This window comes from Sporanaerobacter sp. (assembly GCF_047830725.1).
In the GTDB taxonomy this organism is placed as follows: Bacteria; Bacillota; Clostridia; order Tissierellales; family Sporanaerobacteraceae; genus Sporanaerobacter.
The window spans coordinates 1324328-1337859 of the sequence record NZ_CP181252.1; the positions used below are offsets into that span (position 1 = coordinate 1324328).

The 13532-nt window shown below is 30.8% G+C and carries 12 protein-coding genes; 9 read left to right on the forward strand and 3 right to left on the reverse strand.

Annotation, left to right across the window (positions count from 1 at the left end; translation table 11 throughout):
* Positions 1-255: 255 nt before the first annotated feature.
* Entirely contained in the window at positions 256-633 is a 378-nt protein-coding gene (locus tag ACFWUA_RS06410; protein ID WP_416197232.1) for a class II SORL domain-containing protein, read from the reverse strand.
* Between the two features lie 164 nt (positions 634-797).
* Here ACFWUA_RS06410 and ACFWUA_RS06415 point away from each other — a divergent pair, with 164 nt between their 5' ends.
* Complete coding sequence (locus tag ACFWUA_RS06415) at positions 798-1934, forward strand: THUMP domain-containing class I SAM-dependent RNA methyltransferase (RefSeq protein ID WP_416197233.1); 1137 nt, start codon at positions 798-800, stop codon at positions 1932-1934.
* An 18-nt stretch (positions 1935-1952) separates the two neighbouring features.
* On the opposite strand, the gene ACFWUA_RS06420 is transcribed toward ACFWUA_RS06415, so the two are convergent.
* The gene (locus tag ACFWUA_RS06420; RefSeq protein ID WP_416197234.1) at positions 1953-3254 is read right to left on the reverse strand and encodes a methyl-accepting chemotaxis protein; all 1302 of its coding nucleotides are present in this window, start codon (positions 3252-3254) and stop codon (positions 1953-1955) included.
* Between the two features lie 172 nt (positions 3255-3426).
* On the opposite strand from ACFWUA_RS06420, the gene ACFWUA_RS06425 reads away from it, so the two are divergent.
* The 7 genes from ACFWUA_RS06425 (at position 3427) to ACFWUA_RS06455 (ending at position 10873) form a co-directional block, all read left to right on the forward strand.
* The gene (locus tag ACFWUA_RS06425; RefSeq protein WP_416197235.1) at positions 3427-4248 is read left to right on the forward strand and encodes a hypothetical protein; all 822 of its coding nucleotides are present in this window, start codon (positions 3427-3429) and stop codon (positions 4246-4248) included.
* Positions 4249-4380: 132 nt separating this feature from the next.
* Positions 4381-5514: a SpoIIE family protein phosphatase gene (locus tag ACFWUA_RS06430; RefSeq protein ID WP_416197236.1), complete on the forward strand. Its 1134-nt coding sequence runs from the start codon at positions 4381-4383 to the stop codon at positions 5512-5514.
* A 68-nt stretch (positions 5515-5582) separates the two neighbouring features.
* A complete protein-coding gene (locus ACFWUA_RS06435) occupies positions 5583-6392 on the forward strand; it encodes an ATP-grasp domain-containing protein (RefSeq protein ID WP_416197237.1) in 810 nt (269 codons plus the stop codon).
* Between the two features lie 133 nt (positions 6393-6525).
* The gene (locus ACFWUA_RS06440; RefSeq protein ID WP_416197238.1) at positions 6526-7833 is read left to right on the forward strand and encodes a glucose-6-phosphate isomerase; all 1308 of its coding nucleotides are present in this window, start codon (positions 6526-6528) and stop codon (positions 7831-7833) included.
* Positions 7834-8107: 274 nt separating this feature from the next.
* A complete protein-coding gene (locus ACFWUA_RS06445) occupies positions 8108-8887 on the forward strand; it encodes a short-chain-enoyl-CoA hydratase (RefSeq protein ID WP_416197239.1) in 780 nt (259 codons plus the stop codon).
* Between the two features lie 17 nt (positions 8888-8904).
* Positions 8905-9759 carry a 3-hydroxybutyryl-CoA dehydrogenase gene (locus tag ACFWUA_RS06450; RefSeq protein ID WP_416197240.1) on the forward strand — a complete coding sequence of 285 codons (855 nt, stop codon included), beginning with the start codon at positions 8905-8907 and terminating at the stop codon, positions 9757-9759.
* A gap of 112 nt (positions 9760-9871) precedes the next feature.
* Positions 9872-10873, forward strand: coding sequence for an LCP family protein (locus tag ACFWUA_RS06455; protein WP_416197241.1), 1002 nt, complete (start codon positions 9872-9874; stop codon positions 10871-10873).
* A gap of 10 nt (positions 10874-10883) precedes the next feature.
* Here the strand turns inward: ACFWUA_RS06455 and murC are convergent, their stop codons facing one another.
* Positions 10884-12281, reverse strand: coding sequence for a UDP-N-acetylmuramate--L-alanine ligase (gene murC, locus ACFWUA_RS06460; RefSeq protein ID WP_416197242.1), 1398 nt, complete (start codon positions 12279-12281; stop codon positions 10884-10886).
* A 330-nt stretch (positions 12282-12611) separates the two neighbouring features.
* On the opposite strand from murC, the gene purR reads away from it, so the two are divergent.
* A complete protein-coding gene (purR, locus tag ACFWUA_RS06465) occupies positions 12612-13442 on the forward strand; it encodes a pur operon repressor (protein WP_416197243.1) in 831 nt (276 codons plus the stop codon).
* The last annotated feature ends 90 nt before the right edge of the window (positions 13443-13532 follow it).

Consider the following 13532-nt stretch of genomic DNA (forward strand, 5'->3'; position numbering starts at 1 on the left):
AAGAACCCCGTGGTACCACCTTAATTTGCTCAAAAAGCCTTAAATCACTTTAACGTGTGATAGACGCAATGATTTCTCATTGGAACTCCAGAGTGTAATTCGCCGCACTATTTGTTATAGACTTCTCACCAATAGTCTATTCTCTGTCTTTTAACTATAGTGGACTACTAAATCCTTCATAGTTTCAGTATGTAATTTATGTTATATGATAATATAAAGAGTTTCCATTGTCAAGGGGGAAAAAAAGAGGACTTGTTAGTCCTCTACTTTGATCTCTATGCTGTTTTCCCATAAGCCATGGATATTGCAATAACTTAATGCATGTATTGCGCCAGGTTTGTCAAGTTTAACTTTAATTGCAATTTCAGGTTCTTCGTAGATTTCACCTTCACCATGAGCTGAAAAATTATAATTTCCTATTTCAATAGGGAATTTTGAACCTTCTGGATGGAAAAATACTTTAATCCATGAAATATGATGTTCTAATGTATTTGGATGTTTGATTTCTTCTCCTACCAATACTCTTATTTCAATTTCTTCACCTTTTTTTGCATTTTCAGGAGCATGGATAACTGGTACATGTTTTTCGCCTTTCCAATCTCCACTTTGCAAAAATGTTCCTAAACTTTTCATAGTCAGATCCTCCTTGTCAATTTTATGTTTCATTCCCCAATGGGGAGTACTTTCTTTCCTATAAAAGTTTATACCCATATGTATAAAAAAATACACATTTATTAAGTAATTATTTTAAATTTTAGTTATAATAGAAATGAAGGACAAGATAAAGGAGAGATAAAATGAGTGAAATAGAGTTAATTGCAACATCTACTTTTGGCTTAGAATCTGTAGTGAAGAAAGAAATTATAGATTTAGGATATAAAGATGTAAAAGTAGAAAATGGGAAAGTTACTTTTAGTGCAGAAGAAAAGGATATTCCAAGAGTTAATATTTGGCTGAGAAGTGCTGATAGAGTATTTTTAAAAATGGGAGAGTTTAAGGCAATTACTTTTGAAGAATTATTTGAAAAGACCAAGGCTCTTCCATGGGAAGAGTGGATAACAGAAGATGGAGAGTTCACAGTAGTAGGAAAGGCTGTAGATTCAAAGCTTATGAGTGTTCCAGATTGTCAGGCAATAGTTAAAAAAGCAGTAGTTGAAAAATTGAAAACTAAATATCATACAGAATGGTTTAAAGAAACAGGGGCAAAGTTTACTATTCAAGTAGCGCTTTTAAAGGATATTGCAACTTTGACTATAGATACTAGTGGTGAAGGATTACATAAAAGAGGATACAGGGAGTCAAGTGTAGAAGCACCTATAAAGGAGACTCTTGCAGCAGCTTTAATAAATTTAAGTTATTGGAATCATGAGAGAATACTTGTAGATCCCTTTTGTGGATCAGGAACTATTCCTATAGAAGCAGCTATGATAGGGAAAAATATTGCACCAGGTATTCAAAGATCTTTTGCATCGGAGAATTGGCCAAGAATAAATAAAGAGTACTGGAAAGAGGCAAAAATAAATGCAAGAAAAGCAATACTTCAGGATAGGAAGCTAAATATAAAGGCTTTTGATATAGATAAAGAAGCTATAGAAATTTCTAAAGAAAATGCATTTGAAATAGGAGTTGATGACTGCATTGATTTTAATGTAGGAAATGTATTGGATTTTAAAACTCATGAGAAATATGGAGTCATAATTTCTAATCCACCCTATGGAGAAAGACTTGGGAATAAAGAAAAGGTTGAAGAGTTATATACTAAAATTGGGAAGATATTTAGGCAATTGGATACATGGTCTATTTATATAATTACTTCAAATGAAAACTTTGAAAAGCTTTATGGGCAAAAGGCAGATAGAAAAAGGAAGTTATACAATGGAAGAATAAAAGTAGACTATTATCAATATTATGGGCCAAGACCTCCTAAAAAATAATTTTAAAAAATGGAGAGATTAGATAGTAAATCTCTCCACCATAGTGTTAAGTTTTTCTGCGATTTTTGCCAAATCTTCAATTGAAGCCGTAATTTCTTCCATAGAAGCAAGATTTTTTTCTACAGCAGCAGCACTATTTTCAGACGAAGCAGTTGTCTCTTGTGATATTGCAGAAACTTCTGTGGCTCTTTCAAGGATGTATTCACTATTGCTTCTCTCTTCTTTAGCAGCTTTAGATATATCTATTATCAATGAATTTATTTCGACTATTTTACTTAACAATTCTTCAAAAGATGATTTAGTTAAATTAGCTACATTTACACTTTCATCGACGATATTGCTTACTTTTTCTATACTTTCTACTGCATTAGTACTGCTAGAGATGACGGAATTTGTGATTTTAGATATTTCTTCTGAATATGTATGAGTTTCATCTGCCAATTTTCTAATTTCTTCAGCTACAACAGCAAATCCCTTTCCAGCTTCTCCAGCTCTTGCAGCTTCTATGGCTGCATTTAGTGCTAACAAATTCGTTTGCTCAGCTATTTCGTTTATTATGATGACAATATTGTCAATATCTTTAATTTTGTTGTTTAAATCTTCAATTATAGTGGAAGTATTTTTTGTAGAATCGTCAATTAAAGTTACTTTTTCAATGATCATATCCATATCTTTGCTTCCCTTTTCAGCAGAACTTGCCATATCTTTGGAAAGCTCTGTTGCTATATTGGTATTTTTATCAGTGGTTTGAGAAAGTTCAGTTAAATTAGAGATTGCTTCATTTAATTCAACTATATTTTTAGAAGTATCCTCTGAGCCAAGAGCTATATCATTTACATTGCTTGCAATATTTTCTGTAGATTCTGTTGTTTCTTCTATTATGTCAGATAGTGTTTTTGTGCTTTCTGCAAGTATTTCGGAATTTGTTTTTATCTCTTTTAATACATTTTTAAAATTTTCTGTGACTTTATTCAAAGATGCATTTATGGCATTGAATTCGCTGTTGTTTTTTAAGACTTTAATTTGTGTTAAATCGCCTTGAGCTATTTTTTCTATGCTTGTCAATATTGTTTTAATGTTTTTTATAAAGAATGTCCTGACTAGAATATAAGCAAACAATAGACCTATTACAATGTTTATGAGAGTTGAAAAGAACATGGCGAATTTAGGGTTGATATTGACAAAATTCTCTAAAAGATCATAAATTAAATTTGAAACCATAGTGCTTAAGAACAAAGTTAAAATAAGTGCAAAAACAATTTTTAATTTTAAATTCCCAAATTTTTCTTTAGACTTTTTTGTTTCGGAATTATTTTCCATAAAAATTCTCCTTTCTTTGTACTTTAATAATATTTTACACTAATATTGTAATAAATGAAATAGAAACAGCAAAATTTGCTATTTTTTAAAATATTAATTGAGATGATATACAAAATAAGATTGATATTCTAGTTATTAAATGATAATATTAATTAAAAAAGAAGGTGAAAACATGAGCAATAAATCTAGAAATATTATAATTTTAATTATCATATTAGCTATAATTTGTGCTTTTTTTGTTCTTAAGAATGTAGATGAAAATAAAAAAGAAATTAAAATTATTTCTGGATTAGTCGTAGGGAAAAACCAATCAGGGGAAATTAATTTTGTAACTATTGAAACTTTTGGAGAAGATGGAAATGAACTCGAAAAGCTTTCCTTTGAGGTTCTAGATGAAAACTTGTGGAATACTATCAAGAAAAATAAATATTATTTTTTAACTTATAGTGTAAAAGAAAGTGGGTCATTTGTACTTGAAGATGTACAAGAGAATGATACTTTTGGGAAAATATACGAGAAGGTTTTACATGAAGAAGAAGAATCAGTAGGAAAAGAAGAACAGATAGAAAAGAGAGAAAAATTTACTGCCATATTTCCATCAACAGATAGATTGGATACTTCGGGTTTGACTTTGTTGGATAGTGTGAAAGTTGATATAAATAATGACAAGAAGGAAGAAACCATAGAATTATATACTACTGCTCAAAGAGACGAAAATGGTGAAATGATTTGGGATGATGGTCAAAAGTGGTTTTTGCTAGTTCATGATGGGGATAAAGAATATATATTGTTTGATGAATATGTTCAAATTGGAACTTTGGAATTTTGGGTATTTACATCAAAGAATGACTATCATATATTGACATTGCAAACAGGTTCAGCTGTTTTAAAGTTATCTGACTATACTTATGATATAGAAAGAGAGTCTTTTGTAAAAAAAGATATTTTCAATCCGGAATTTTTAAATGTTATACATGGTTCGACTATTAGGTAGATAAAAAGCATTCGTTCTATGAGATTTTTATGTAGAATGAATGCTTTTTTCAAATACTACTTTATTTTCAATTGGTAAATATGCTATGATTAGATAAAGGACTTTAAATCTTCTGAAAATTAGGTGATGAATATGTTAGATAATGAGAAAGTTAGTTTTATAGAAGAAAGAGTACAGAGGTATAGAGATTTTGGTATACTCAATTATCATGCTTTAGAAGGAATGGCAGACTGGGTAAGGATTGTAGATAAGGATGGGATCATAATATATGCAAATAAAACGATGAAAGAAAGTTTAGGGGAAGATATAGAAGGAAGGAAATGCTATGAAGTTTTGGGAAAGGATTTGCCTTGCAATTTTTGTATTACCAAAAGGAGTATAGAAATTGGAGAAATAGTACAAAAAGAGGAAAGGGTAGGAGATAGAATTTTTTCAGTAAAAAGCTCACCTGTGGCAGATTCAGAAGGTAATATATATGCTGCTGTGGAAGTTTTCAGAGATGTGACCAGAGAAAGAAAATTGGAGAAGGAGCTGAAAGAAAAAAATAGGAAAATGAGCAAGGATTTACTTTTTGCTAAAACTTTGCAACAAAAAATCCTTCCTAAAGAAGGAATATATAAAAATATAAAATTCAATTATATATATAAACCATGTGAGATGATTAGTGGAGATATGTTTGATATATTCAGTATAGATGAAAATCATGTAGGAATATATATAAGCGATGTAGCGGGTCATGGTGTTACAGCATCTATGATGACTATGTTTGTGAGACAAACTATGCGTTCTATAAAGGACGAAATTATTAGTCCATCAAAAGCGCTTACAGAACTTCACAAGAAATTTGTGGATTTAAATTTGGATGATGACAAATATTTCACTATGTTTTATGGTGTATTAGATACTAGGACAAATATTTTTAAATATTCAAATGCTGGGCACAATTGTATTCCAATACTTTTTAATGATGAAAAGTTAGAAATATTAAAAATCAGAGGTTTTCCTATTTCATATATATTCAATGAAATATTTTATTTAGAAGATAGTGTTCAATTTCACAAAGGTGACAAAATACTTTTTTATACAGATGGAATAACGGAAGTTCATGATAGGGGAAAAAATCAGTTTGGATTGGAAGGAGTTATAAAAGTTATAGAAAACAACAGAGGAGACATTTTAAACGCTATAAATAGGGAAGTAGAAAAGTTTCAATGGGGAGAGCAAGAAGATGATTTTGCATTAGTTCTTGTTGAAGTTATGGAATAAAAAATATATTGACACCTGATTTAGCATGATGTATTATATTTTTGCTAAAATGAAAGGGTGGTGTAAAATTGAAATTTATTTCTTTTAATCCATATAGGACCATTGGTATTCCAAATATAATATATATAAAGCCAGAAAATATGTTTAGAGAAAAAGAGATTATTAAAGAGGCAGATTATGTGCTTTTTCCAGAATATTGGCAGTTAAACACTCTTGTATATGGTCTAAATAAGAAAATATTTCCGAATATAAGCACATACCACCTTGGACACAACAAAATTGAGATGACAAGAACACTTTGGGCTACTTTTCCTCAAAATGTGCCTTATACAAAGATTACAAATTTAGATAGAGTATGTGTAGAAGATATAGAAGAGGAATTTGGATATCCTTGTGTATGTAAAGAAATCAGAAATTCTATGGGAAGGGGAGTATACCTCGTAGAAAATAGAAGAGAATTGTTGGAATATATGAACAACAACGAAGTTCTTTATATTCAAGAGAAACTTCCAATAGATAGGGATTTGAGAATTGTCTATGTTGGAGATAGAGTTGTAGCGTCTTATTGGAGAATAGGAAGGGAAGGAGCTTTTCACAACAATATAGCTAAAGGTGGTACCTATTCTTTTAGAGATGTTCCTGAAGCTAGTATAAAATTGGTGGAGAATGTAGCTAGTTCACTTAAGATAAATCATGCAGGATTTGATATAGCGGTAGTGGGTGATAAATATTATATATTGGAGTTCAATGTATTGTTTGGAAATGAAGGCTTAAATCATATGGGAATAAAGGTAGAGCCCTTGATATATGAGTATATCATGAGAGATTTAAACCCAGATAGTCCAAATTATCCTGACAATGTGCAAAAAGCATCCTAGAAGTACATCTTCTAGGATGCTTTTTGCTACAGCGAGAACCGTCCCTGCCGTAGCATGCTGTCGCAACTTCTGGGATTTTTTTTTGAGAAATGTGATATTATATATATTGAGAAAAATATGAGGGGGTGCTAATGTGGCAAGCATTAGTTTAGACTATACTCATAGTTTTATAGAAGATTATGAGTTGGAAAATATAAAGGAATATGTGAATATAGCTCACAATATGCTCCATGATAAAAAGGGACCAGGTAGTGAGTATACAGGATGGGTTAATTATCCAAAGGAATTTGATATAGATGAATATGAAAGGGTGAAACTAGCTTCAGAAAAGATAAGAAAAAACTCGGAGGTATTCATAGTCATAGGTATAGGTGGTTCTTATTTAGGTGCTAGAGCTTGTATAGAGGCATTAAATCACAATTTTTACAATATGCTATCTAGTGAAAAGAGAAATGGACCGGAAATATATTTTGTTGGGAACAATGTGAGTAGTTCTTACATATTGGAACTTTTGGAGCTTATAGATGGAAAAGATATTAGCATTAATACTATATCTAAATCTGGTACAACTACAGAGCCTGCTATTGCTTTTAGAATATTTAAGGAATATATAGAAGAGAAATATGGAAAAGAAGAGGCTAAAAATAGAATATATATTACAACAGACAGCAAAAAGGGAGCATTGAAAGAACTAGCTTCTAAAGAAGGTTATGAAACATTTACAGTTCCAGATGATATTGGAGGAAGATATTCTATCCTTACTTCAGTAGGCTTACTTCCAATTGCAGTATCTGGCTTAAATATTGATGAGATAATGAATGGTGCCAAAGATGGCATGGAAGAGTATGGGGTTTTAGATTTAGATAAAAATTATTCTTATCAGTATGCAGCTATAAGAAATGTATTGTATAGAAAAGGCAAAGAAATAGAATTACTTACAAGTTATGAGCCTAGTTTGTTTTATCTTCAAGAATGGTGGAAACAATTGTTTGGTGAAAGTGAAGGAAAAGATTTGAAAGGTATATATCCATCTTCTGCAAGTTTTACTACAGATCTCCATTCCTTAGGTCAGTTAATACAGGATGGAAGGAGGAATATATTCGAAACAGTTATAAATATAGAAGAACCTAAAGTTGATATGATCTTAAAAGAAGATAAAGAAAATTTAGATGGTCTCAACTTTCTTTCAGGGAAAACTATAGATTTTGTGAACAAGAAGGCTTTTGAAGGTACTCTTATGGCGCACACAAGTGGAGGAGTTCCCAATATTATTTTAAATATAGAAAAAATGAATGAATACAATTTTGGCAAACTTATATATTTCTTTGAAAAAAGTTGTGCTATCAGTGGATATTTATTGGGAGTAAATCCATTTAATCAGCCTGGAGTTGAGGAATATAAAAAGAATATGTTTAAACTTTTAGGTAAACCTGGATATTAGAATATAAATGGGATGAATATTCATCTCATTTATAGTTGATAATTTTTTAACGTCATTATTGAATATAAGTAAAGAATGTTTAAAAAAACTGAAATGAGAGGTTTTGGAGTATAATTGAGAAAACAGGAGCAATTTAAAGATTTATACGAAAAAATCTTTTTTTACCAATAGGGATTGTTAAACAGTTATCAAAGATGGTATTGCACTATATGCTTGAATTTGATAAAATATAAACAAATTGAGAAAATATTGTTTTGTGCCTAGGAGGGATAGTGTGGATTTTGAAAATTTGATTTTTAAAAGAGAAGGGAATATAGGTATATTGTCAATCAATAGACCTAAAGCACTAAATGCACTCAATACTCAAGTTTTATGTGAATTGGATAAAGCTATAGATATGATAGAAAATGATGAAGATATACATATATTGATAATAACAGGTGAAGGAAGAGCTTTTGTAGCAGGAGCAGATATAGCTGAAATGAAAGAAATGGATTCAAAGGAAGCAAGACAATTTGCTAAAAATGGGCTGGGCGTATTTAGAAAAATTGAGCTAATGGAAAAACCAGTTATTGCAGCTGTAAATGGTTTTGCCCTTGGTGGTGGCTGTGAATTATCTATGTGCTGTGATATAAGAATAGCTTCAGAAAAAGCTAAATTTGGACAACCAGAAGTTGGACTTGGAATCATACCAGGGTTTGCTGGGACTCAAAGACTTGCACGTCTTGTAGGAATGGGCAGAGCAAAAGAACTTATATTTACTGCAGATATGATAGATGCCAATGAAGCATATAGAATAGGTTTGGTAAATAAAGTAGTTCCTCAAGATGAACTTATGAATGAAGCTATTGCATTGGCGAATAAGATACTTTCAAAGGGACAGATAGCTGTGAGATTTGCAAAGACTTCTATAAATAGAGGGATGGAAACTGATATTGAAACTGGTATGGCTATAGAAAGAGATTTGTTTGGTCTTTGCTTTGCAACAGAAGATCAAAAAGAAGGTATGGGAGCGTTTCTAGAGAAACGTAGCCCAAACTATAAATTAAGATAAATTTTGGAGGTGTTTTTATGAAAAAGGTAGGAGTTCTTGGAAGAGGTACTATGGCTTCTGGCATCGTTCAGGTATTGGCAGAAAATGATTATGATGTAGTTATGTGGGTTAGAAGTATTGACGAAGGAAACCCAAGAGGCAGTTTAAAAAGTGTGGATAAAAATTTAAATAGAAAAGTACAAAAAGGCAAAATGACTGAAGAAGATAAAGAAAAAGTATTGGCAAAAGTTCAAATAACTACAAAATATGAGGATTTAAAGGATTGTGATCTTGTTGTAGAAGCTATCTCAGAAGATATGTGCGTAAAGAAAGAAACATTTAAGAAATTAGACGAAATCTGTAAACCAGAGGCAATACTTGCAAGCAATACTTCATCATTATCAATAACTGAAATAGCAAGTGCTACAAATAGACCAGAAAAAGTTATAGGAATGCATTTCTTCAACCCAGTTCCAGTTATGAAATTGGTCGAAGTCATAAAAGGTATTGCAACAAGTGAAGAAACTAGAAACACAGTATTTGAATTGGCTGAAAAATTAGGAAAGACTCCAGTTCAAGTAGAAGAAGCTCCAGGATTTGTAGTGAATAGAATACTTATTCCAATGATTAATGAAGCAGTTGGCATTTATGCTGATGGTGTTGCAACAGTTGAAGACATAGATGAAGCTATGAAACTTGGTGCAAATCACCCAATAGGACCTTTAGCTTTGGGAGATTTAATAGGACTTGATGTATGTTTAGCTATAATGGATGTACTTTATACTGAATTTGGTGATTCAAAATATAGAGCTCATCCACTACTAAGAAAGATGGTTAGAGGCGGACAATTAGGTAGAAAGACAGGCAAAGGATTTTACGATTATACAAAATAAGAATAAAAAAACCGATCCAATTGGATCGGTTTTTTTATGAGTAAAAATTTATCTATTGTACAAAATATTATTGTGAAGATGGGAAAGGAGGTTTAGAAAAGGTGAATTATAGATGAAAGAAAATTTAAAAGTTCTTATTATTTTTTCTGTATGTATTGTTATGGCTTTTTTTCTAGGTTCCTATACTTATTTGGAGACTAAAGTGAAAATTCATGAAGATAGGGATAAAAATTTAGAAGAAGAGAAAAGCGATATTTTAAAAAAAGATGAAAAAAAGGAAGTAAAAGAAAAGAAAGAAACCATAGATACTTTAGAAAAGGCTTATGAAAAGAGTAGTAGAATAAATTTTGTGCTTATGGGCATGGAAGGGATAAGATCTGATACTATTATATTTATTTCTTTTGATCCGAAATTAAAGAAAGTAGATATGATATCAATTCCTAGAGATACTTATATTTATAGAAAGGGATATGAAGAAGCAGAACAGAGAAAAATAAATGCAGTATATGCTTCTCATGGTGCTAGTGGAGTTAAAAAAGTAGTTTCTCATATATTGGAGGGAGTACCTGTACATCATTATATTATGATAGATTATAAGGGTGTAGAAAAAATAGTTGATTCTGTAGGAGGGGTAGAAGTAACGGTACCTTTTCATATGAAGTACAAAGACCCTACAGCAAAACCGCCATTGTATATAGATATACCTGAAGGAAAGCAGCTTTTAAATGGGAAAAAATCTGTGGAATTTCTGCGATATAGAAAAGACAATGTTGGTAAAAATAGGTATAGTGATGGTGATTTAGGTAGAGTTAAAGCACAACAAGAATTTTTAAAATCTTTTATTGATGAAGCGTTGAGTATAAAAATGCCTTTAGTTATAAAGACTAGCTTTGATTATATAAAGACAGATGTAAGTTTGGCTGAAGCCCTAAATTATGGGAAAAGTGCATTGGCAATGGGTTCGGAGGATTTTAATTTTACTACATTGCCTGGTGTAGGAACTTATAAGAAAGTAAAAAATAAACAATTATCTTATTTTATATATGATGAGTTGATGGTTAAGGAAATCATGGAAAACATATATGGAGTAGAAAAAAAGGTCCTTATGAAATAAGGACCTTTTTTTAAATTGCTTTTTTTTCATCTTCAAGAAGAGCTTCTCCTATTTTATATACATTTCCAGCTCCCATAGTGACAATAGTATCTCCATTCTCGATATTGGCTAGTAAAAAATTTTCTATTTTGTCAAATGAATCAATATATATTGCATCTACACCTTTTTCTTTTAGTGCATTTACTAAATTTTTAGAGTGAATAATTCCAGTATCAACTTCTCTTGCTGCATAAATGTCTGTAACTATAACTTTATCTGCATCATAAAAGGATTCGGAAAAACTATTTAATAATATTTTAGTTCTTGAATAGGTATGAGGTTGAAATACACACCAAAGCTTATTTTCAGTGGCTTTTTTTAGAGTATTCAAGCTCGCTTTTATTTCTGTTGGATGATGAGCATAGTCATCAATTATTTTAGCCCCCTTTATAAATCCTTTTGTTTCTAGTCGTCTATGGGTGCCTTTATAATCTTTTATAGCTTCTATGATATCTTCCATAGGTACATGGTAGGTATGGGCTGCAGCTATACTTCCGAGGGCATTGTATATATTGTGTATACCCATGACATTTAGTGTAATGAGGTATTTTTCTTTATTTTTTACATTTAGAATAAATTTTGGATAACCTTCGCTAGTAAAGCTTATATTTTCAGCTACATAATCTCCACTACCATTGAGTCCAAAGGTGATGACATTACATTTGGTATTTTCTATAACTTTTTCAGCATTTATATCATCGGTATTAATGATGAGATACCCATCTTCACTTATCCCATTAGCATATTCTGCAAATGTTGCTACAATGTGATCGATATTTTTAAAATAATCCAAATGATCTTCTTCCATATTTAGTATTATAGCCATTGTAGGCTGATATTTGAGAATATTTCCTTTGTATTCACAAGCTTCTGTCAATACCAATTTCTTACTACCTATTTTGGCATTTCCACCTATTTCATCAAGTTCTCCTCCAAGAAGAATTGTAGGGTCTAAGTGAGATTTATTTAGTATTGTGGCTAACATACTTGTAGTAGTTGTTTTTCCATGAGTTCCAGAGACCGCAATAGATTTTTCATAGTTTTTCATGAGTTTGCCTAAAAAGGTTCCTCTATCGACAGTTTCTATTCCTTTTTTTTGAGCTTCTATAAGTTCTGGATTATCTTTAGAAATGGCATCTGTATAAACGATTAAATCTGCACCTTCAATATTTTTAGATTTATGGCCTATGTAGATATTTGCCCCTTGAGTTTTTAATTTGTCTGTTATTGGAGAAGGGTTCATATCGGAGCCTGAAACTGTATATCCTTCTGTTAAAAGTATTTCAGCTAAACCACTCATGCTTATACCACCTATGCCTATGAGATGAACATGAGAAAAATTATGTTCACATATATTGAAAGAAAACATAAACGAATACCTCCTGAAGTAATAAATGGTTCTATATTAATTATTATTGCCAAGAAATATGTTATTATCATCATATTATATTCATTTTTTATAGCTCATACGAAAATTTTTGTTTTCCTTAATTTAAAACTTTCCAAAATGGGTTTCAAAAAAGCTTCCGTGATTATTAAAAGTTTACAATAGAAGTCTTTTTTATTTGTCACTGATAGATTATATCATAAAGGTATAAATATAAAAAGGAAAAGTTGTAAACCTGTTGAAAAGTTTTATAAATAGGAATAAAATAAAGTGATATATAAAAAAATAATATTCAAGTGTAGGGTGATTTATGTGGATAAATTGAAAAGAAATGAAAGAATAGCAGGTATCATGTATATACTTACAACAAATCCAAATAAAGTGTTTACTTATGGATATTTTTCAGAACTATTCAAAGTAAAAAAACCAAGTATTAGTGGAGATATTTCTATAATGAAGGAACTGGTTGAAAAACTTGATATAGGCTATATAGAAACTATTCCGGGAGCTAATGGAGGTGTTAGATTTAGTCCCAATATGAGAAAAAAAGATGTGGAAAATTTACTTTTAGAATTATGTGATGAATTATCTAAAGGTGAAAGACTTATTCCTGGTGGTTTTATCTATATGATGGATATATTGTATACACCAAGGATTATTAGAAATATTGGGAAAATATTTGCAAATGAATTCGCAAAAAATGATATAGATTATGTAGTGACAATAGAAACCAAGGGCATACCTATAGCTTTAATGACTGCTGAAATATTGAATGTTCCTCTCATAATCATAAGAAAAAATATGAAGATTACAGAAGGACCAGCTGTAAATATAAATTATTTATCTGGTTCAACCAAGACTATTCAAACGATGTCTCTTTCTAAAAGGGCAATAAAAGAGGGTTCTAGAGTGCTCATCATAGATGATTTTATGAGGGCAGGTGGGACTGTAAAGGGAATGAAGGAAATGATGAGGGAATTTAATGCAGAAGTTGTTGGAGTAGGAATATTTATTTCTACCAAAAATCCAGAGAAAAAATTGGTGGAAGATTATGTTTCCCTCATAAGGCTTGAAAAAATAGATGAAGAAAAAAATGAGACCATACTTATTCCAAATTTCAAACAATTAAAACAATTTAGATAAAAGATAAAATAATTTTAGTGAAAAGAAGGATTTCTTTAAAAAATAGAGAATATAGAGAATATTTGGTGATTTCAAACGACTTCTTTGGAA

Coding starts and splice junctions, on each gene's coding strand:
- ACFWUA_RS06425 (WP_416197235.1), top strand. CDS start 3,427: ATGAGCAATAAATCTAGAAATATTATAATTTTAATTATCATATTAGCT.
- ACFWUA_RS06430 (WP_416197236.1), top strand. CDS start 4,381: ATGTTAGATAATGAGAAAGTTAGTTTTATAGAAGAAAGAGTACAGAGG.
- ACFWUA_RS06450 (WP_416197240.1), top strand. CDS start 8,905: ATGAAAAAGGTAGGAGTTCTTGGAAGAGGTACTATGGCTTCTGGCATC.
- ACFWUA_RS06420 (WP_416197234.1), bottom strand. CDS start 3,254: ATGGAAAATAATTCCGAAACAAAAAAGTCTAAAGAAAAATTTGGGAAT.
- ACFWUA_RS06455 (WP_416197241.1), top strand. CDS start 9,872: ATGAAAGAAAATTTAAAAGTTCTTATTATTTTTTCTGTATGTATTGTT.
- ACFWUA_RS06415 (WP_416197233.1), top strand. CDS start 798: ATGAGTGAAATAGAGTTAATTGCAACATCTACTTTTGGCTTAGAATCT.
- murC (WP_416197242.1), bottom strand. CDS start 12,281: ATGTTTTCTTTCAATATATGTGAACATAATTTTTCTCATGTTCATCTC.
- ACFWUA_RS06410 (WP_416197232.1), bottom strand. CDS start 633: ATGAAAAGTTTAGGAACATTTTTGCAAAGTGGAGATTGGAAAGGCGAA.